Source organism: Planktotalea sp. (assembly GCF_050633725.1).
Taxonomy (GTDB): domain Bacteria; phylum Pseudomonadota; class Alphaproteobacteria; order Rhodobacterales; family Rhodobacteraceae; genus Planktotalea.
In genome coordinates this window covers 40,700-61,021 of the sequence record NZ_JBOEHB010000007.1, presented here as the reverse complement: position 1 = coordinate 61,021, position 20,322 = coordinate 40,700, and the positions used below count along the sequence as shown (strand labels likewise).

At 54.6% G+C, this 20,322-nt stretch carries 21 protein-coding genes; 12 read left to right on the top strand and 9 right to left on the bottom strand.

The annotated features are described in order from the left end of the window. The first annotated feature begins 8 nt into the window (after nt 1-8). Nucleotides 9-599, top strand: coding sequence for a retropepsin-like aspartic protease family protein (locus tag ACRBCU_RS07590; protein ID WP_431364774.1), 591 nt, complete (start codon nt 9-11; stop codon nt 597-599). 64 nt (nt 600-663) lie between these two features. On the opposite strand, the gene ACRBCU_RS07585 is transcribed toward ACRBCU_RS07590, so the two are convergent. Continuing rightward, nucleotides 664-1,125: a DNA polymerase III subunit chi gene (locus ACRBCU_RS07585; RefSeq protein WP_431364773.1), complete on the bottom strand. Its 462-nt coding sequence runs from the start codon at nt 1,123-1,125 to the stop codon at nt 664-666. A gap of 1 nt (nt 1,126) precedes the next feature. Next, complete coding sequence (locus ACRBCU_RS07580; protein ID WP_431364772.1) at nt 1,127-2,596, bottom strand: leucyl aminopeptidase; 1,470 nt, start codon at nt 2,594-2,596, stop codon at nt 1,127-1,129. A gap of 127 nt (nt 2,597-2,723) precedes the next feature. Here ACRBCU_RS07580 and lptF point away from each other — a divergent pair, with 127 nt between their 5' ends. The 6 genes from lptF to rsmA are packed head-to-tail and all read left to right on the top strand — an operon-like array spanning nt 2,724 to nt 10,154. After that, nucleotides 2,724-3,857 carry an LPS export ABC transporter permease LptF gene (gene lptF, locus ACRBCU_RS07575; protein WP_431364771.1) on the top strand — a complete coding sequence of 378 codons (1,134 nt, stop codon included), beginning with the start codon at nt 2,724-2,726 and terminating at the stop codon, nt 3,855-3,857. Further along, nucleotides 3,854-4,951, top strand: a complete 1,098-nt coding sequence (gene lptG, locus ACRBCU_RS07570) for an LPS export ABC transporter permease LptG (protein ID WP_431364770.1) — start codon at nt 3,854-3,856, stop codon at nt 4,949-4,951. Before lptF ends, lptG begins: the two co-directional genes overlap by 4 nt. Further along, nucleotides 4,948-7,083 (top strand): LPS-assembly protein LptD, encoded by a 2,136-nt coding sequence (locus tag ACRBCU_RS07565; RefSeq protein WP_431364769.1) that lies wholly within the window; start codon nt 4,948-4,950, stop codon nt 7,081-7,083. The genes lptG and ACRBCU_RS07565 overlap by 4 nt, the downstream gene beginning before the upstream one ends. Further along, a complete protein-coding gene (locus tag ACRBCU_RS07560; RefSeq protein ID WP_431364768.1) occupies nt 7,071-8,351 on the top strand; it encodes a peptidylprolyl isomerase in 1,281 nt (426 codons plus the stop codon). The genes ACRBCU_RS07565 and ACRBCU_RS07560 overlap by 13 nt, the downstream gene beginning before the upstream one ends. A 1-nt stretch (nt 8,352) precedes the next feature. After that, nucleotides 8,353-9,315: a 4-hydroxythreonine-4-phosphate dehydrogenase PdxA gene (pdxA, locus tag ACRBCU_RS07555; protein WP_431364767.1), complete on the top strand. Its 963-nt coding sequence runs from the start codon at nt 8,353-8,355 to the stop codon at nt 9,313-9,315. Beyond that, nucleotides 9,312-10,154: a 16S rRNA (adenine(1518)-N(6)/adenine(1519)-N(6))-dimethyltransferase RsmA gene (rsmA, locus tag ACRBCU_RS07550; protein WP_431364766.1), complete on the top strand. Its 843-nt coding sequence runs from the start codon at nt 9,312-9,314 to the stop codon at nt 10,152-10,154. Before pdxA ends, rsmA begins: the two co-directional genes overlap by 4 nt. Before the next feature lie 123 nt (nt 10,155-10,277). On the opposite strand, the gene ACRBCU_RS07545 is transcribed toward rsmA, so the two are convergent. The 3 genes from ACRBCU_RS07545 to prfA form a co-directional block, all read right to left on the bottom strand. Beyond that, complete coding sequence (locus tag ACRBCU_RS07545; protein WP_431364765.1) at nt 10,278-10,877, bottom strand: DUF4167 domain-containing protein; 600 nt, start codon at nt 10,875-10,877, stop codon at nt 10,278-10,280. 230 nt (nt 10,878-11,107) lie between these two features. Next, nucleotides 11,108-11,944, bottom strand: coding sequence for a peptide chain release factor N(5)-glutamine methyltransferase (gene prmC, locus ACRBCU_RS07540; RefSeq protein ID WP_431364764.1), 837 nt, complete (start codon nt 11,942-11,944; stop codon nt 11,108-11,110). Then, on the bottom strand, nt 11,941-12,996 hold the full coding sequence (gene prfA, locus ACRBCU_RS07535; RefSeq protein ID WP_431364763.1) for a peptide chain release factor 1: 1,056 nt from the start codon (nt 12,994-12,996) through the stop codon (nt 11,941-11,943). Before prfA ends, prmC begins: the two co-directional genes overlap by 4 nt. 64 nt (nt 12,997-13,060) lie before the next feature. Here prfA and ACRBCU_RS07530 point away from each other — a divergent pair, with 64 nt between their 5' ends. Beyond that, entirely contained in the window at nt 13,061-13,345 is a 285-nt protein-coding gene (locus ACRBCU_RS07530; protein WP_431364940.1) for a hypothetical protein, read from the top strand. Here ACRBCU_RS07530 and ACRBCU_RS07525 read toward each other — a convergent pair. Genes ACRBCU_RS07525 through ACRBCU_RS07510 form a run of 4 tightly spaced genes read right to left on the bottom strand, consistent with a single transcriptional unit; the run spans nt 13,292 to nt 16,800 of the window. After that, a complete protein-coding gene (locus ACRBCU_RS07525) occupies nt 13,292-13,672 on the bottom strand; it encodes a DUF1499 domain-containing protein (RefSeq protein WP_431364762.1) in 381 nt (126 codons plus the stop codon). The genes ACRBCU_RS07530 and ACRBCU_RS07525 overlap by 54 nt on opposite strands. A gap of 45 nt (nt 13,673-13,717) precedes the next feature. Further along, a complete protein-coding gene (gene speB, locus ACRBCU_RS07520) occupies nt 13,718-14,659 on the bottom strand; it encodes an agmatinase (protein ID WP_431364761.1) in 942 nt (313 codons plus the stop codon). After that, entirely contained in the window at nt 14,656-15,627 is a 972-nt protein-coding gene (speB, locus tag ACRBCU_RS07515) for an agmatinase (protein ID WP_431364760.1), read from the bottom strand. Before speB (ACRBCU_RS07515) ends, speB (ACRBCU_RS07520) begins: the two co-directional genes overlap by 4 nt. A 3-nt stretch (nt 15,628-15,630) precedes the next feature. After that, nucleotides 15,631-16,800, bottom strand: coding sequence for a M20 aminoacylase family protein (locus ACRBCU_RS07510; protein ID WP_431364759.1), 1,170 nt, complete (start codon nt 16,798-16,800; stop codon nt 15,631-15,633). A 63-nt stretch (nt 16,801-16,863) separates the two neighbouring features. Here ACRBCU_RS07510 and mazG point away from each other — a divergent pair, with 63 nt between their 5' ends. From mazG to ACRBCU_RS07490, 4 genes are all read left to right on the top strand, one after another. After that, nucleotides 16,864-17,688, top strand: coding sequence for a nucleoside triphosphate pyrophosphohydrolase (gene mazG, locus ACRBCU_RS07505; RefSeq protein WP_431364758.1), 825 nt, complete (start codon nt 16,864-16,866; stop codon nt 17,686-17,688). A gap of 86 nt (nt 17,689-17,774) precedes the next feature. Further along, nucleotides 17,775-18,779: a Fe(3+) ABC transporter substrate-binding protein gene (locus tag ACRBCU_RS07500; protein ID WP_431364939.1), complete on the top strand. Its 1,005-nt coding sequence runs from the start codon at nt 17,775-17,777 to the stop codon at nt 18,777-18,779. A 141-nt stretch (nt 18,780-18,920) separates the two neighbouring features. After that, entirely contained in the window at nt 18,921-19,862 is a 942-nt protein-coding gene (locus ACRBCU_RS07495; RefSeq protein ID WP_431364757.1) for a nucleoside hydrolase, read from the top strand. Further along, entirely contained in the window at nt 19,859-20,308 is a 450-nt protein-coding gene (locus tag ACRBCU_RS07490; protein WP_431364756.1) for a GNAT family N-acetyltransferase, read from the top strand. Before ACRBCU_RS07495 ends, ACRBCU_RS07490 begins: the two co-directional genes overlap by 4 nt. Nucleotides 20,309-20,322 lie beyond the last annotated feature (14 nt).

Sequence of the window (20,322 nt, the reverse complement as noted above, 5' to 3'; positions counted from 1 at the left end):
AGCGCAGGATGAACCAGCTTTCAGGCGATGATTTTGGAAATTTGATCTACTTGGTCCTGCTTGGCGGCGTGATTGCCTTTTGGTTTTTCACCTCAGGGCGCAATTCCATGAACAAGATACTTCAACAAATGGCCGTTTGGGCGCTGATTTTCATTGGTGTTATCGCGGCTTATGGCATGTGGAGTGACATCCGCCAAACCGTCATGCCCCAGCAAAGCGTCATCAGCGGCGGTGAACGCATCGAGCTTCCGCGCGCAGCTGACGGGCATTATTACGCCACCGCGATGGTCAACGCTGCGCCGATCCGATTTGTCGTCGATACAGGCGCAACTGGCGTTGTTTTGCGAAAGGCAGATGCGGAGAAAGCGGGCATAGATGTGAGCAAGCTGGCTTTTCTGGGCGAAGCGATGACAGCCAATGGACCTGTGCAATTGGCCACGGTGCGCGCAGACAGCTTTGGTTTTTCTGGCGCTGAGCTGGCGCGGTTTCGGATTGATGTGAATGAAGGCCAAATGTCTCAATCGCTTATGGGAATGAGCTATTTGCAGACGTTTTCACGCATTGAGATCGCCAATGGCAAACTTGTTTTGGTGAAGTAGGGTTATTTGGCAGAGCGACCCTTCGGGGAGCCTCCGGCGGGGATATTTTTAGAGAGAGGAAGGATTAGTCTTTCTTCGCTTTCATCTGCCAGTTTCCGCTTTCTTCGGACCAGTATTGTGCAGCGCAACCCGCATCCGTCAGGCTTTTCCATTGGGTGCGCGCGTGTTGCGTTGCTTGTGCGTCATTGCCGTCAAACAAAATACAGGTGCGCTCATAGGTCTTGACCTGATCAGGCGAGACGTCAGCGCCATCAATGCACATGGCGCATTTAGCGGCGTTGGCAGCAGTGTGCCCAGCGGCAAGCAAGACCGGTTGTTCTTTGTCATGCGGTCCGCCTTCCAGACCATGCGCCAGAAAGTCATCGGCCTTGCCTTGCCAAAGCTGGCTATCCAGCCTGTCAAGGCGGGCCTGATCTGGCCCCACCACCAGACACCGCCACCCCGCCCCTAACGCTTTGCCCAAGAGCAAAGGTAAGGTGGTTTCCAATGGTATTTGCGTCAGGTGGTAGAAGTAGACCGCGCCCATATCAGTTCTCAAACATATCCTGAACAAGGCGGTTGAGCGCCATAACGCCCCAACCTGTCGCCCCAACCGGTGCAAGCGTTGTTTCAGACTTGACCGAGGCAACCCCTGCAATGTCGAGGTGAATCCAAGGCGTTTCATCCTTTACAAAGCGCTGCAAAAATTGCGCTGCGGTGATCGAGCCCGCTGGACGACCGCCGATATTCTTCATATCCGCAATGCGCGATTTGAGCATGCTATCATAGGCTTTGCCGAGCGGCATGCGCCAAGCGCCCTCACCCTCTTGTTCTGCTGCATTGAGGAAGGCCCTGCAGAGCGCATCATCGTTGGAGAAAACACCCGCGTTTTCATGTCCCAGCCCGATAATTATCGCGCCTGTCAGGGTCGCAAGGTCAATCATACCAGCTGGCTCGAAACGCTCCTGTGCGTACCACATCACGTCGCATAGCACGAGACGCCCTTCAGCATCGGTATTGATCACTTCGACCGTGTCACCCTTCATTGATGTTACAACATCACCGGGGCGCGTTGCATTGCTTGAGGGCATATTTTCGACAAGGCCGACCAAGCCGACAACATTGGCTTTTGCGCCGCGTAGCGCCAAGGAGCGCATCACGCCAGAAACAACGCCAGCGCCGCCCATGTCCATTGTCATGTCTTCCATGCCCCCGGCCGGTTTGAGCGAAATACCGCCAGTATCAAACACAACACCTTTGCCAATCAGGGCGAGCGGTTTTGCATCTGGCTCGCCACCTTTCCACTGCATGACGACGACTTTTGACGGGCTATCCGAGCCTTGGCCGACGCAGAGCAATGTCCCCATGCCCAATTTCTCAAGTTCGTCTTCTTCAAGGACTTCAACCTCAAGACCGAGGCTTTCCATCGCTTTTAAGCGATCCGCAAATTCGGTCGTGGTTAGAACATTCGCAGGCTCATTGGTCAGATCGCGCGTCATATGAGCGCCCTCTGCAATCGCAAGCAGCGTGTCGGCTTCAGCCTCGATCTCTTCGGGCTTGGCGCACATAACTTTTAAAGCGCGAGATTTGGCATTCGCATCGCTTTTATGCGGCGTAAACTCATAAGCACGCATCGCCGCGCCAAACACGATTTGGGCTGTTTTGCTGTTGCTTCCAGCTGCCAAAAGCGCATTGCCGTCTTTCAGAACCTTGCCAAGCGCAGCGCCGGCTTTGCGCGCATCCAGCAGTGTCGGGCGACGTTCAAGGCACAAAATATCAACCGCTTCAGCAGCCATTCCCGCAGGATACCCAAGCGTGATCACCGTTCCTGCCCGCGCCTCTTCCAGCTTGCCTGCATCAACAACCCGTGCCACAGCGCCTTTGGTCAATCGGTTCACCCGCCGCGCGCTTGCGTCAAGTTTGCCATCAGGCGCGATCAATATCGCTACGCGCCCCTCGAATCCGGCTAGGGCATCAAGGTCAACTTCGGCATAGGTGGCGGTCATCACGTTCGGCATATGGTGCAGTCCTTGTAAAAATCTGCACAAGAGATAGCGGGGAAGCCCGCCCATTGCCAGATATCAGTTTTCCACAGGCAGCAAATAGGATAGAAGCACCAAAAAAGGGCGGATAATGGGGGCACTCGTGACAAGATTCGACAGGTATATGCTGTCGCAACTCTTCGTGCTGTTCGGCTTTTTCTCGCTGGTGCTGGTTTCAGTCTACTGGATCAACCGCGCAGTTGTGCTGTTTGATCGCCTGATTGCAGACGGACAGCCTGCGTCGGTTTTTCTGGAATTCACCGCGCTAAGCCTGCCAAACGTCATTCGTTTGATCCTGCCAATGTCGACCTTTGCCGCCGCTGTTTATGTAACCAACCGAATGGCGTCTGAAAGCGAGTTGGTCGTCATGCAAGCGACGGGCTACTCCCCTTGGCGCTTGGCCCGACCTGTTTTCATTTTCGGAACTTTGGTTGGTGTCTTTATGATGGCGCTGACGCAGTATCTTGTACCCGCGTCACTGGAGCAATTTCGCTTTCGCGAAAACCAAGTGAGTGGATCACTCTCAGCTAAGTTGTTGCGCGAGGGCGAATTTATGACCCCTTCAAAAGGCATCACATTCTATATTCGCGAGATAACGCCCGAAGGTGTATTAAAGGATGTCTTCCTGAGCGATCGACGCGAGAGCGATCGCACAACCACTTACAGTTCAGTCGATGGCTTTCTGGTGAGCGAAGAAAGTGGACCCAAACTTGTGATGGTGAACGGCATCGCACAAACCTATAAGCCTGAAGAACGCACGCTCACTAAGACCAAGTTCACCGATTTTTCGTATAACATTTCTTCGCTTGTTGACGGGCCAACAGCACTCTTCAAACCCTTGGATCAACGTTCAACTGTAGAGCTGTTAATGGCCACAGAACTCATCTCCCAAGCTACTCGGAAATCCGAAGGACGCGTTCTTGAAGAAGCGCATGGCCGATTCAATCAACCGCTTCTTTGCCTCGTTGCAGCGTTGATTGGGTTTTCAACGCTTTTGGTTGGTGGGTTCTCGCGATTTGGCGTTGGACGTCAGATCATTGCCGCGATTTTATTGCTGGTTTCGGTAAAGCTAGTCGAGAGCATCGTTACGGATCCCGTGCGCAGCAACCCGCAGCTTTGGCCACTGGTTTATGCGCAGAGCATCTATGGGTTAATGCTCGCTTTTGCGATGTTGCGACTTGCGGCGCGCCCGAGACGACGTAAACGCGACGCATCTTTGCAGGAGAGCGCCGCATGATCCTGCATCTCTACTTTGCGCGCCGTTTCTTTCGGGTCTTTCTGACGACCCTTCTGATCTTCTTGGCCTTCTTGACGCTGATTGATCTTGTTGAACAGATGCGCCGCTTTAACAGCGATGATGTTAGTTTTTATGATGTCTTCGTGCTTACAATGTTGAACGCGCCTTCGGGAATCTATCAAATCTTGCCGCTGGTTATGATTTTGTCTTCTGTGTCTTTGTTCCTTACCCTAGCGCGCACATCAGAATTGGTGGTGACACGCGCCGCGGGTCGCTCGGCGCTGGTCACACTTGCCTCTCCGATGCTGGTCTCAGCGATCATTGGCGTGAGCGCAGTGACCCTGTTCAATCCAATCGTTGCCTCTACTATCAAGCGGTATGCAGTCTTGGAAAACCAATACAGTGAAGGCGACAACAGCACCGTTTCAATTGGGCGCGAAGGTCTGTGGCTTCGCCAAGGCGATGATGACGGGCAAACCGTTATTCACGCGCTCATTGCAGATGAACGTATGACGACGCTCAGCGAGGTAAGCTTCCTTCGCTATGGTGCTAACGGACATCCTAAGACACGCATTATTGCGGACAGCGCAACCCTGACCAACAAAGGCTGGGTCTTGGCCAATGCAAAGGTTTGGCCGGTCAATATCGCAGGCAATGCCGAAGAAAACGCACAAGAGCACCGCCAATACACTGTCGCGACCTCGCTTACCGAAGAGCGCATTCGCGATAGCTTTGCCGAGCCGTCAGCGATTTCGATTTGGGACATGAATACCTACATCACCGAATTGGAAGATGCTGGATTTTCCGCGCGGCGGCACAAAGTTTGGCGGCAAATGGAATTTGCCCGCCCCTTGTTTTTGATGGCTATGGTGCTTGTCGGGGCCGGATTTACAATGCGGCACAGCCGATTTGGAAAAACCGGCGTTTCGGTCCTTGCGGCGGTAATGCTTGGCTTCGGCCTCTACTATGTGCGGAATTTCGCTCAAATTCTGGGGGAAAACGGGCAATTACCAACCGTGATCGCTGCGTGGACGCCGCCAGTGGCTTCGATTATGCTTGCACTCGGATTACTGCTGCATATGGAGGACGGATGATCCGTACTCTCAACATCTTGCGCTTTTTAAGCACCGCCGTCGCACTACTAACAGTGTGTACGCTGCCTTTGCGTGCGCAAGACGTTGATGCTGCATTGCTGGTAGCGGACAGCGTGTTGATCACCGATGATGAACGCCTCGTCGCGACGGGCAATGTTGAAGCCTACTACGATGGTACGCGCGTTTTCACCGATGAAATCATCTATGATCAAAGCCGCGACGAGCTCATCATTAAAGGCCCTGTGCGCATCTCGCAGGAGAACGGCGATATTTTGATTGCTGATAGCGCAGATCTGGACAGCAAACTCGAAAACGGCATTCTGCGCGGCGCGCGTTATGTGTTGAACCAAGAGTTGCAGATTCTATCGGCCCAAACCGATCGCGTTGAAGGGCGCTATACAGTCCTTCGCAAAGTGGTCGCGACCTCCTGCCAAGTTTGCGACAATGGCACCCCGATTTGGCAAGTCAGGGCGGATCGCGCGATCCATGATCGAGACGAAAAGCAGATTTACTTCCGCCGCGCGCATTTCAGAATGTTTGGCGTGCCCGTGTTATACCTACCGCGCATGCGCATCCCCGACCCTACGCTTGAGCGCTCCAACGGCTTTCTGGTCCCAAAATTTGTCTCCAGCACCCAGCTCGGCTTCGGGATCAAAGTCCCCTATTTCATTACACTTGGTGATCATGCTGACCTGACCATCACGCCTTTCGTGACCAATGTAACCAAAACCGTTGAACTTCGGTTTCGCAAAATGTTCAGACGCGGCTATGTCGAACTAAACGGTGCCTTATCAGAAGATACCCTGCTCGTAGGTCAAAACCGCCATTACTTGACAGGTTATGGCACGTTTAACCTGCGCAACGATTTTATTCTGACCTTTGATATCGAAACAGCTTCGGACAGCGGCTATCGCTCAAACTATGGGTATTCCGGTGTTGATCGCCTTGGTTCAGGAATTGCACTAACCCGCGTAAAACGTGACGTATTTTTTCAAGCCGAGCTGCTGAACTACGAAACATTGCGCGACAATGAAAAGAATGACACCCAGCCAACGCTAATCGGCAATGTCGTTTATGAACGGCGCTACCAGCCGAAAAAGATTGGCGGCGAGCTACGTGCGCGCCTTGAGCTACATGCCCACAAACGGGTCTCACTCACCGATATTATCGGACGGGATATGTCGCGGGTTAACGTTGATTTATCATGGCGCGATGAATGGACCTTGGCAGGCGGTCTGCGCTTTGGGCTAACGGGGCAACTTGGGTTAGACAGCTACGCGGTCAGCCATGATAGCACGACCCTAGGTCGCACAAGCTCTGCGACACCCGCGATTGCGGCGACGCTGCGATACCCCTTGCAACGCCAAGGCGCGAGCGGCGCACGTCACTTGATTGAGCCAATTGCACAAATCGGCTGGGCTGGCGGCACGCCGTCGACACTGCCAAATGACGAAAGCGTCAGCTCTGAGTTTGATCAAAGCAATCTACTGTCCCTGTCACGCTTTCCGGTCAAAGATCGCCGCGAAACAGGCGTTGTCGGCGCGCTTGGTCTACGCTGGGAGCGCCTTCACCCAGATAGCTGGTCCGCAGGCGTCACAATCGGACAAGTCTTTCGGGACAGGTCTGATCCGTCATTCTCCTCGCTCTCTGGTCTGTCTGGCCTTACGTCAGACACATTGCTCGCGCTCCACTATACGGCGGCTTGGGGTGGCACCATTCAAGCGCGCGGCATATTTGACAACGCGTTAGAGCCGATCAAAACCGAAGCCCGTTTGATCTATTCGCGAAACAAGCTCAGGCTGACGGGCAGCTATGTTCAGCTCAAGGCAAACGCGGCGGAAAACCGCACAAGTTCGGTCGCTGAGTGGTCCCTAAGCGGCAGCTATCGGATCAATAAGCACTGGACGGCAAGCGCCAATTCCCAATATGATTTGCTCACCGATCGCTTTTCGGAAAACGGGGCCAACCTTGTCTATGAAAACGAATGCATTTCGGTTGGCATAGGCGCTACTCGCAGTTTCGCGAAATCGACAACATTGATACCAGCGACCACCTACGAGTTGGCGGTATCCCTTCGAGGCTTTAGTACAGGCGGCAGCGGAAAAGCAGCTCGCCGCACATGCAGGAACTAAGTGATATGGATAATTCGCACTTCTCTCTTCGAACTTTCACACGCCAATGGATGCGGACGTGCACGGCGGCCTTGGCTTGCAGTGCGTTCCTGCTCTCAGCCACCCCTGAGCAAGCCCATGCGCAAAATCTGTTTGCGACGGCGATCAAGGTAGATGGCAGCTCGATAACCCATTTCGAAATCGAAGAACGTATCCGCTTTCTGCGGTTACTGCGCGCGCCGGGCAATCACAAAACCCTCGCCCGTGAGCAACTTATCGAAGACCGCCTGAAAACAAATGCCGCGCGGAATGTTGGCCTTGTTCCAAGCCTTGAAGAAGTTCAAAGCGGCATGGATGAATTTGCTGGACGCGCAAACCTGAAGCGCGAAGAGTTCGTAAAAGCGCTCAACGCGGGCGGCGTTTCTGAGCAAGCGTTTCGCGATTTTGTAACCGCAGGCATCGCATGGCGCCAATTGGTGCAAGCGAAATTTGCAGGCCGCGTGAGTGTGACAGACGACGAAGTCGATCGCGCGCTTGCATCAACCAAGGCAATCGGCGGTGTGCAAGTCCTTTTGTCTGAGATCATCATGCCAGCCCCGCCCCCCAAAGCGGCCGCAGTCCAAGAGCGTGCCGAGCGCCTCTCCAACATCACTTCAATCGCTGCGTTTTCCTCAGAAGCGCGCCGCTATTCGGCCTCCCCATCGCGCGGTCGCGGCGGCAAACTCGACTGGCTCCCGATTTCGCAATTGCCTGCGCAGCTGCGTCCAATTCTACTTGGCTTGGCACCGGGGGAAGTGACGGTGCCCATCCCACTGCCAAACGCAATCGCCGTTTTTCAATTGCGCGACATAAGGGAAACCAAGGCTCCGGCTGAAACATATTCGTCGATTGAGTATGCGGCGTATTACATCGCAGGCGGGCACACCGAAGCGGCACTTGCAGAAGCGCGCAAAGTCGCCAGCCGCGTTGATCGGTGCGACGACCTATATGGAATCGCCAAAGGCCAAGATCCAAGCGTTCTGGATCGCGGCTCTAAAAAGCCGAGCGAAATTCCTACTGACATCGCTCTTGAATTGTCCAAACTCGATCCGGGCGAGACATCAACAACGCTAACCCGCGCGAATGGGCAGACCTTGGTCTTGCTTATGCTTTGCGGGCGTACGCCAGAAGTTGCCAAAGATGTGGATCGCAACGAGCTTTCATTAGGCCTGCGCAATCAACGTCTTGAAGCGCGCTCTGAAAGCTATCTTGAGCAGCTGCGCGCAGATGCGCGGATCACTGAGAACTAGGATGCCTGCGCCCATAGCCCTGAGCTGCGGCGAACCTTCTGGGATCGGCGCAGAAATCGCGCTTAAAGCATGGGAAACACTGCGTCAAAGCCAACCTTTCTTTTGGATCGGCGATCCCGCGCATTTGCCCGATGATGCGATCTTCGAGGTCATTTCCGCCCCCGCAGATGCTCTCCGCGTCAGCGCAAAAGCCATGCCCGTTCTGCCAATCAGGTTTGACGCGCCTACGCGCTTTGGTGAACCTGATCCCGCGAACGCCCAAGGCGTGATTGACGCCATTGCCTATGGGGTTGAGTTGGTGAAATCTGGAGAAGCCGCTGCCATCTGCACCGCGCCAATTCACAAGCAAGCCCTGCAAGACGGCGCAGGATTCGCCCATCCCGGCCATACCGAATATCTCGCGGCCTTGGACGGGGGGCGCGATGTTGTGATGATGCTCGCCTCTGATCAACTGCGCGTCGTGCCCGCCACGATCCATATTCCCCTAAAAGATGTGCCAGACCGGCTCACTGCGGATAGCCTTGAAAGCACAATCCGCATCACCCATACGGCCCTCAAGACCCAATTTGGCATCGAGCATCCGCGCATAGCAGTCTCAGGGCTCAACCCGCATGCGGGCGAAGGCGGGAAAATGGGCCATGAAGACAGTGCGCTTATTGCGCCAGTGCTCGACAAGCTGCGCGCACAAGGCCTGTCTATTAGCGGCCCCTTGCCGGCTGATACGATGTTTCACACGGCGGCGCGAACACGCTACGACGCCGCCGTTTGCATGTACCATGATCAAGCGCTTATCCCGATCAAAACGCTTGATTTCGACAGGGGCGTGAACGTCACACTTGGCCTTAGCTTCATCCGCACCTCGCCAGATCATGGCACCGCATTTGATATTGCAGGTAAGGGCATTGCAAACCCTACGAGCCTGATAGAAGCGTTGAAGATGGCCGCAAGGATGAGTGCACAATGACCTCGATTGATAGCCTGCCTCCACTGCGCGACGTAATCGATCGCCACGATCTGCAAGCGCGCAAGTCTTTGGGCCAGAATTTTCTGCTCGATCTCAACCTCACGTCCAAAATCGCGCGCCAAGCGGGCGATCTGACAGAATGCGATGTGCTTGAAATTGGCCCCGGCCCTGGCGGTCTGACGCGTGGCTTGCTCGCGGAAGGGGCGCGCAAAGTGCTGGCAATTGAAAAAGACGCGCGCTGCCTGCCTGCCCTTGCTGAAATCGCGCAGGCCTATCCCAATCGCCTGGAAGTCATTGAGGGCGATGCCTTGGCAATTAATCCGCTAGAGCATCTCACAGCGCCGATCCGCGTCGCATCGAACCTGCCCTATAACGTGGGCACAGAACTTCTGATCCGCTGGCTCACCCCGAAACAATGGCCACCGTTCTGGCAAAGCCTCACGCTCATGTTTCAACGGGAAGTGGCGCAGCGCATCACAGCAGAGCCGGGCAGCAAAGCCTACGGACGCCTCGCAATCCTCGCGCAATGGCGCTGCGATGCACGTATTGTTATCAATTTGCCCCCAGAAGCCTTCAGCCCACCGCCAAAAGTCTCCAGCGCCGTTGTGCATTTAACCGCCCTGCCCGAACCGCGCTTTCCCGCCGATTTCAAAACGCTCGAACGCGTGGTCGCGACCGCCTTTAATCAGCGCCGCAAAATGCTGCGATCGTCCTTAAAATCCGTCGCCCCTGACATTGAAGATCGCCTTGTCGCGGCCGGTTTGAAACCAACAGAGCGCGCCGAACAAGTCTCGCTCGAAGGGTTCTGCGCGCTCGCACGAGAACTCCAAAAGCCCTAAACGGCTTCCTCTCTGCGAAAATATCCCGGGGAGTCCACCAAAGGTGGACGGGGCAGCGCCCCTCAAACAAAAAAAGCCGGACGCATAGCGTCCGACCTTTTAACAACGTAAAAAACGCGTATCTTATTCAGCCGCATCCGGTGCAGGTGCAGGTTGCTCGGCAGGCGCTGCGGCCTCACTTGCAACAGGCTCGGAGGCAGGTTTGCGCGGTGCACGGGGTTTGCGCGGCGCGCGCGGTTTGCGCGGTTTGCTTTCCGGCGTCTCCACAAGTCCTGAATCCGCTTCAGATGCTGGCTCGATCACGTCAGGTTGCTCACCAGATCCGTTTTGCGTATCTGCCACAACTGGCTGGTTTTGCGCCTGTTGCGCCTCTCGCTCGGCGCGCTGAGCATCGCGCTCTGCGCGCTCGCGATCACGCTCGGCCTGACGCTCACGATTTTCGCGTTCCTGAACTTCACGGCGTTCGTCAATTTCTTTTTGCGCAGCACTTAGCATCCGCAAATAATGCTCGGCGTGCTGCGAGAAGTTTTCTGTCGCAACGCGATCGCCGGACAACTGGGAATCTCGTGCCAACTGCTGGTATTTATCAATGATCTGTTGCGGCGTGCCGCGCACTTTGCCTTCTGGACCAGAGCTGTCGAAGACCCGATTGGGAATATTACCGCCACCTTGTTGTTGGCGATTGCGGTTATTTTTCCGCGAACGTGGTTTTGATGATCTCATCTTGCCTTCAATCCAGCATATCAATGTCACTGTGATCTTTCACTGCGCTTTGTGTACTGCGCCCATGTTCAAGATCACTATTTGTGGCTTGGTGCCAAGGGGAACAAAAGCAATGTGTTCGCCCCTTAAGCACCTGCCATAAAGCACTTCATTCCTCTTGCTGCAAGCAGATTCCCGTTAAACAACAAAAAACCTAAGAAAATATGCATCGGGGTTGCCAAACTATCGCGTTATTTGAGATGCGCGCCCGTTATCACGCGGTCCCGCCCGGCCAAATCTTGCAAACATGTGACCTCGGAAAATCCCGCCTGTTGAAAAAGCGCCTGAACAGCGTCGCCTTGCATCCATCCGATTTCAACCATCAAATGCCCCCCGACGTTCAGATGCGCACCAGCGCCTTGCGTGATCGCCTTGTAGGCGGTTAAGCCATCTGCCTCGTCGGTCAACGCCATGCGCGGATCAAAGTCGCGCACCTCTGGATCAAGGCCACGCCATTCTTCCAGCGAAATATAAGGCGGGTTTGAAACGATAAGGTCAAACTGCCCCGTTACGTTTTCAAACCAATCCGAACGGACAAGCGAAACCCGCTCCGTCAGCCCCAGTGCGGCGCAGTTTTGGCGCGCTGTTTTCAAAGCAGCGGTTGAATAGTCAGTGCAGGTTACTTGCGCACCTGGCCATTCCGCAGCCAGCGTCAAGCCGATCGCCCCGCTTCCCGTGCCCAGATCAAGCACATGATCCTGCGCGCCAAGCTCAAGACAGGCCGCAATCAAGGTCTCGGTATCTCCGCGCGGGTCAAGCACATCCGTATCAACCCCAAAGGCGCGCCCCCAAAACAATCTATGCCCGACGATCTTTGAGACGGGCATGCTCTGTGCGCGTTGCTCGATCATCGCATCAAAATGCGCGCGCTGATCCTCGTTTACCGCGTCATGCAGATGCAGCGTTAAACGGCTCGGCTCGACCTTTATTGCATGCGCCGCCAACACACGTAACTCGCGCATAGCATCATCTGTGGTCACATGCGCAATCCGCGTACGTGCGGCGCGCATCAGCTCTTGCAGCGTCACCCGTTCATCTCGGCCAATTTTGTCGCTTGATCATCCGCCGTAAGCGCATCGATGATTTCATCCAATTCGCCCTGCATGATCTGATCCAGTTTATAGAGCGTTAGGTTAATGCGATGATCACTCATCCGCCCTTGCGGAAAGTTATAGGTCCGAATGCGCTCTGAGCGATCGCCGGAGCCAACCTGACTTTTCCGATCTGCCGAGCGTTCATCGTCGATGCGTTGACGCTCTGCATCATAAAGCCGTGTGCGTAGAACCTGCATCGCAATCTCGCGGTTGCGGTGCTGCGATTTTTCGGCGCTGACCACAATAATGCCCGTGGGCAAATGGGTAATTCGCACGGCAGAATCGGTCGTATTGACGTGCTGGCCGCCTGCTCCAGAGGCCCGCATCGTATCAATGCGAATGTCGCTCGGGGCGATCACCAGATCCACCTCTTGCGCCTCTGGCAAAACCGCCACTGTCGCAGCAGAGGTGTGAATGCGCCCGCCGCTCTCGGTTGTTGGAACACGCTGAACGCGGTGCACACCGCTTTCGTATTTCAGCCGCGCAAAAACGTTTTCACCTTTGATATGGCCCGTGACTTCCTTAATGCCGCCAAGCTCGGTCAATTGCTCTTCAATGATCTCAAACTTCCAGCCGCGCGCCTCTGCATAGCGCTGGTACATGCGCAGCAGATCCGCCGCGAACAAAGCCGCTTCATCGCCGCCCGTGCCCGGGCGAATTTCGATCATCGCAGGGCGCGCATCGGCTTCATCTTTGGGCAAAAGCGCGAGCTGCAATGCCTTTTCAGCATCAGGAAGCGCTTCTTTCAGGCTTGGCAACTCTTCCTCTGCCAATTCCTTCATATCAGGATCATCCAGCATCAATGTCGCGTCTTCGATATCCGCAAGCAGCTGCTTATAGGCCTCGACCTGCTCGACGACAGGCTTCAGCTCGGAGTATTCTCGCGCAAGCTCTGCGATTTCGCCGCCATCGGCGCCACCAGCCATCTTTGCTTCGAGAAACTCGAAGCGTTGGGTTATCTGCATGAGGCGGTCCATTGGAACCATGGTGCTGTCTCCTGACGTCGGTGCGAACTTGGCGCAGAGCCTTGCTTATGGTACACTTATCCCCATGAGAAAAGTCCTGACAGCGATTGCGGTGACGCTTCCTTTCATCGCACATGCAGATGTAACCAGCCCGAGCGGCAAAACGGTCGATTGTTATTGCACCGACAAATCTGGCGCGCGTGTAGAACTGGGCGAAATGATTTGCCTGCAAGTGGACGGGCGCATGTTCATGGCGCAATGCCAGATGAGCCTGAACAACCCCATGTGGCGCGAAGTGGCCCCAGCCTGCCTGTCCTCAAAGCTGCGCCAGCCAGCCCTCTATTCGCCGCTTGTTGACCCCAAGGTCTGATCTGCCAAAGCGCAAACGCCCGTAGATCGCCAGCTTTCCATCCAGCTGTTGCACCGTTGTGTAATCGGGAAAACGGATGAAGCGTGTGCGTGTGATATAGGTGACGAGCCCCTCCTCCACGCTACCCGCGAGAACCTTGGTGCCGCTCGCGCGAATGATCTTATCGAGCGCTGTTAGCTCCGCGTCCACAACCCGCACGGCGCCAGCCTTGAAGTCAAAGTTCTCCGCGCGCTTGATCCGCGCATGCCACCGCGTCGCATCGCTGGGCGCAAGTTGAACATAGGCAACGCCTGCAATGACCAGCGCCAAAATGATCCAAAATAACATGTGGGGTTCCTTCTTCTTGCCCTTAAGCTCTATCCGCTCTCTCAATCAGCGATACGCAACATTTGGCAGCACACACAGCAGCTCATACACAAGGTTCGCCCCCGTGAGCGCGGTGTTGCCAGAGGTGTCATATGGTGGGCTCACCTCGACCAGATCGCAGCCCACGATATTAAGCCCGCGCAAGCCACGGATCAACTCCATCGCTTGCATGCTCGTCAACCCACCGATTTCCGGCGTGCCCGTACCAGGCGCATATGCAGGATCAAGGCTATCGATGTCATAGCTGACATAGACAGGCGTATCGCCAATTTTCTCTTTTATATCAGCAACCAATGGCGCAAGGCTCTTGTGCCATAAATCAGGAGCCAAGAACTGGTTAAAGCCCCAATCAGCCGCCTCCGTGAAGTCATCTGCACCATAACCCGTGCCGCGCAGGCCGATCTGGAACACCTTGTCCGCTTGCAAGCAGCCGTCCTCGTAAGCACGCCTAAACACCGTTCCATGGGTCTCGCGCTCGCCAAACATATGCTCGTTCACATCCGCATGGGCATCCACATGGATGAGCGCAACGGGGCCATGTTTCTTGGCCATACTACGCAAGATCGGCAGTGTCAGAGAATGATCACCGCCAAGCGCTACGGGAATCGCATTCGACTTTAACAACTCGTCGTAATACTCTGTAATAATAAGCAAACTATCACTGAGCGAGAAGGTGTTTATCGGCACATCACCGATATCACCGACGTTCAAACTGTCAAAAGGCGCAGCGCCTGTTTGCAGATTATATGGACGGATCATCGCGCTTTGTTCGCGGATTTGTTTAGGTCCAAACCGCGTGCCTGACCGCCAACTGGTGCCAATATCCATCGGAATGCCAAGGATCGCAACGTCCAGCCCTTCGGGCCCATCTTGCGCAGGCAAGCGCATAAAGGTTTGCGGACCAGAAAACCGCGCGAGTTCATTGCCGCCGAGGGGTTGGTTTGTCATTTGCCTTTTCCCAAATGATTCCAGCCCCATAGGGATAGAAGCTCAACCGCGACATGTGCACCTGCAATGGCTGTCGCGCCTGTTGTGTCAAAGGGTGGTGAGACTTCTACGATGTCGCCGCCAACCATGTTGATCCCCGCCAGATCGCGCAGAATTGCCGCCGCCTGCCAAGACGCCAGACCACCCCAAACAGGTGTGCCTGTGCCGGGGGCAAAAGCTGGATCAAGGCAGTCGATGTCAAAGGTCACATAGGTTTTGTGATCGCCTACGATCTCTTTTACGCGCGCCGCAACGGCGGCTGCGCCATTCTCATGCACCCAGCGTGCATCTAGGATATTTACACCCATCGTATCAGGATTATCTGTGCGAATTCCGATAGATACAGATCGTTCTGGATCGATTAACCCAAGCTTAATCGCCTTATAGAACATGGTTCCATGATCGATCCGATCCATATTATCGTCTTCCCACGTATCCGTGTGAGCATCGAACTGGATCAGGCTCAAGGGTCCATATTTCTCCGCATAGGCTTTGAGGATTGGAAAGCTGATATAGTGATCGCCACCAAGGCAAATGCTTGCCGCGTCTGCGTCCAGAATGCCCTTGATATGCTGGGTCAAAGCATCTGGAAAATCACTGACCATCGCGTAATCAAAGGCCAAGTCGCCATAATCAACGATGCTCAACTCCGAAAGCGGATCATAGCCCCATCCGTAAGGCGCATCAGGCGATTGCAAGCTAGAGGCCTCGCGGATTGCGCGCGGGCCAAGGCGCGTGCCTGTGCGGTTTGTCACCGCCTGATCAAAGGGAACCCCCGTGATCGCGATATCAACGCCGCTTAGGTCTTTCGAGTAACGCCGACGCAGAAAAGACGTGGCACCGCCAAAGGTATTTTCATTGCTCAATCCACGCAAACTATCGCGTGTAAAGGCATGATCTACCTGCGTTTTTGCATCTTCCAACCCCATAAATCAAACCCCTTCCATTGGTTGCAGGCGTTCAACCAAACGCGCAAAAAAGCTCGCGCCGACAGGCGAGATCGCATCGTTGAAATTATACTCGGGGTGATGAAGGCCAGCACTTTCCCCCTGACCTAGAAATAGGTAGGCACCCGGCCGCTTCTGCAACATATAGGCAAAGTCTTCTGCACCCATTTCGCGGCCAGAATCCGCGACAACCTTGTCGTCACCCGAAATTTCGCGCGCAACTTCGGTCGCACGCGCGGCTTCTTTTGCGTTATTCACGGTCGCGGGATACCCACGCTCATAGCGCAGCTCTGCACTGACGCCATAGGACGCCGCTTGCCCTGCGACGATCTCATTCAAGCGCCGCTCAACCATGTCCTGAACAACAGGATCAAAGGTGCGCACTGTTCCGTTCATATAGGCCGTATCAGGGATCACATTATCCACTGTGCCTGTATGAATTTGAGTGACGGAGACCACCAGATCATCCAGCGCATAGTGATTGCGCGAAACAATCGTTTGGATGGCCTGCGCAATACCGCAGGCTGCAATGACTGGATCGCAGGTTTCATGCGGCATCGCGCCGTGACCACCGACGCCTTTGATATCAATGTGGAACGTGTCCACCGCCGCCATAATCGGACCGGGCGTCGTGTAAAACCCGCCTTCGACAAAGCCGGGCGCGTTGTGAATGCCGTAAACCTGAGAGATGTCGAACGTATCCATGATCCCTTCGTTCACCATGACCTCTGCGCCGCCACCATTCTCTTCGGCAGGCTGAAAAATCAACGCAACGCGGCCAGAGAAATTGCGTGTCTCAGCCAAATAGCGCGCCGCGCCGAGCAGCATCACTGTATGTCCGTCATGCCCGCAGGCATGCATCTTGCCGTCGTGGGTTGAGGCATACTCAAGCCCTGTCGCTTCGATAATCGGCAAGCCGTCAAAGTCTGCGCGCAGACCAATTGTTGGTCCCTCGCTCTTGCCGTTAATAATCGCAACGATACCTGTCTGCGCAATCCCTTCATGCATTTCATCAACGCCGATCTCTTTCAGACGCTCTGCAATAAAGGCCGCTGTTTTAGGGCAATCAAAAGACAGCTCTGGAATTGTATGAAGGTGGCGGCGCCATTCTGTCATATCAGCGGCAAATTCCGCGATGCGGTTCACTATCGGCATAGGATGGACTCCAGATGGGCTATCGTTAGAAATGCATCTGACAGAAAACACGGTGAGAGAGCAATGGTTGACGACACGTTGATACAGGATCCCAAAGGCGGAATGCCACGATTGTTGGCCATTATGCGCGCCCTACGTGATCCTGTGAGTGGTTGCCCTTGGGACGTCGAGCAGGATTTCGCGAGTATTGCCCCTTATACGATTGAAGAAGCTTACGAAGTCGCGGACGCAATTGGGCGCCAAGACTGGGATGAGCTGCGCGGTGAACTCGGTGATTTGCTGTTTCAATCGGTGTTTCATGCGCAGATGGCCTCTGAGCGCGGCTTGTTCGATTTTAACGATGTGGCCGATACGATGTCCGATAAGATGGTCGCACGTCACCCCCATGTGTTTGGTGATCAAAGCAACGCCAAATCGGCTGAGCAGCAAACCGTCGATTGGGAAGTGATCAAAGCCAGCGAGCGCGCGGGCAAAGCACAAAAAGGCGCGCTTGACGGGGTGGCGGTCGGTCTTCCAGCGCTATTGCGCGCGAAAAAGCTGCAAAAACGCGCGGCGCGAGTCGGGTTTGACTGGCCCTCAACAGACGAGGTTCTGGACAAAATCGTCGAAGAAGCGGGCGAATTGGTCGAGGCGCGCGAGGAGCTCAGCCAAGCAGAAATCGAAGAAGAATTTGGCGATCTGCTCTTTGTGATGGTCAATCTGGGGCGTCACCTTGGCATTGAATCCGAGACGGCTCTGCGCGCTGCAAATGCCAAATTTACAAGGCGTTTTGAACAGGTTGAGGCTGCTTTGGCCGCGCAAGGGAAAACACCAGAGCAATCTGATCTTCAAGAAATGGATGCCCTCTGGGATGCTGCCAAACAGGATGAAAAACAGCGCAAAAAATAATCCTGATTATTTTATTCAAGTATTGACCTGACTATTTTAGTCGGATTAAAAGACCCTCAATGAAACCAACCATTGAGGATCGCAAAATGCGTCTCGCACTGACTAGCCTGCTTGCAGCTACTGCCCTAACAGCCCCCGCCTTTGCGGATGAGGTGAACATCTATTCTTACCGCCAGCCTGAGTTGATCAAGCCGCTTACAGACGCTTTCACGGCAGAAACAGGTATTGCAGTGAACGTCGCTTATCTCGCCAAGGGCATGATCGAGCGCCTCAAGGCCGAGGGCGATCGCTCTCCTGCAGATATGGTTCTGACAGTAGATATTTCGCGCCTTGCTGGCATCGTCGATGCAGGCTTCACGGAAGGGGTTCAGTCCGACGTGATGGAAGGCAATGTACCTGCCGATTACCGCGACCCGAACGATCACTGGTTCGGTGTCACCACCCGTGCGCGCATCGTTTATGCATCCAAAGAGCGTGTCGCAGAGGGTGAGATCACGACCTACGAAGATCTTGCTGATCCTAAATGGGCTGGGCGCATTTGCACGCGCTCTGGCACCCATGCTTATAACATTGCGCTGACATCTGCGGTTATTCATCACCACGGCGAAGCTGGCGCAAAAACCTGGCTTGAAGGTATCAAATCCAACCTAGCCCGCAAACCACAGGGTAACGATCGCGCGCAGGTCAAAGCAATTTGGGCAGGCGAATGTGACGTTGCCATTGGCAACACCTATTACATGGGCAAAATGCTGGCCGACGAAGAGCAAAAGGCATGGGCCGATAGCGTGAACGTCGTTTTCCCGACATTTGAAAACGCTGGAACGCACGTGAATATCTCAGGTGTGGCTTTGGTGAAATCCGCACCAAATCGCGACAACGCGATTAAGATGATGGAGTTTCTGACATCGCCAAAAGCACAGGAAATCTATGCCAAAGCGAATTACGAATATCCCATCGCAGAGGGCACTTCAGCAGATCCGTTGGTCGAAAGCTGGGGCACCTTCGCGCCTGATGACGTGAATTTGATGACGCTTGCAGGAAACCGTCCTGCCGCGCTGAAAATCACCGAAGAAGTTGATTTCGACGGTTAATCCTTAGAAATACGAGTTTGCAAAGGGGGCCTGCATTATGTGGGCCCTTTTTCGTGTCTGGTGCTGTATTCCGCCGAGCCTTGAAACGCCCATGGACATACGCGCGGCGCTCGCCCATTTTACCGCAAAAAGGAGCGCGCTGTGCCTGCTAGAGACATCATCATTGATACAGACCCCGGGCAAGATGACGCCGCTGCGATCTTGCTTGCGCTTGCCAGTCCTGACGAAATTAACGTGCTTGGGATAACGGCAGTGGCAGGCAACGTTCCCCTGCCCCTAACGCAGAAAAATGCGCGTATTGTTTGTGAGTTAGCGGGCAAACCTGACGTAAAGGTTTTTGCCGGATGTGCCAGCCCAATGGTGCGCAAGTTGGTCACGGCAGAACATGTGCATGGCAAAACAGGTTTGGACGGCCCCACTTTGCCCGACCCGACAATGCCGCTACAGAGCCAACACGGCGTCGATTTCATTATCGAAACCTTGCGTGAACGCCCCAGTGGCAGCGTCACCCTTTGTCCGCTTGGCCCGCTCACGAATATTGCCAGCGCCCTGACTGCTGCGCCTGACATCGTCGAACGTGTTCAGGAAATTGTCTTGATGGGCGGTGCATATTTCGAAGTTGGAAATATTACTCCAGCCGCTGAGTTTAACATCTACGTCGACCCAGAAGCCGCTGATATTGTTTTTAAATCTGGCATTAAGATCACGGTCATGCCGCTGGATGTCACCCACAAAGCACTTGTCACTCCAGAGCGGGTAAACGCGCTGCGCGCGGCCAATACCAACGTGTGCAGCGCTATGGCGGACATGGTTGATTTTTTTGAGCGGTTTGACACAGACAAATATGGCTCGAACGGTGCGCCGCTACATGATCCTTGTGTCACGGCCTATTTGATCAAGCCCGAATTGTTCACGGGTCGTTTTATCAACGTCGAAATAGAAACCGCCTCCGAGCTTACGCTTGGCATGACTGTTGCCGATTGGTGGCGCGTAACAACGCGCGACCCCAATGCGATGTTCATCGGGGATATTGACGCGGATGGGTTCTTTGATCTTCTAATCACGAGGCTCGCACGACTATGAGCGCCGCATTACATCTCGCCAAACCTGCCGATCTGGATCGGTTGATGCTTTTAGTTCAGGCCTTTCACCTTGAAGAAGGCATTCAAAGCACCGAATTCCATATCAAAAAAGCGCTGGAACCTTTGTTGGAGGGATCGCCCCATGGCGCCGTTTATCTGATCGGCCCTTCCAGAAGTCCGATCGGTTATATCGTTGTCACTTTTGGTTGGTCCATCGAACTTGGTGGGCTTGATGGCTTTATTGATGAAATCTATATCCGCTCGGGTGTGCGTGGTCGCGGTGTCGGAACGGAAGTCATTTCCGCTCTTGTTGCGATGCTCAAATCCGTGGGGATGATGGCGCTTCATTTAGAGGTGGAGCCGCAAAATGAACGCGCGCTACGGCTGTATAAGCGCTGTCACTTCAAGCTGCGTGACGGATATCATTTGATGTCACGCATGTTATAAACGCCGCCCTTCAG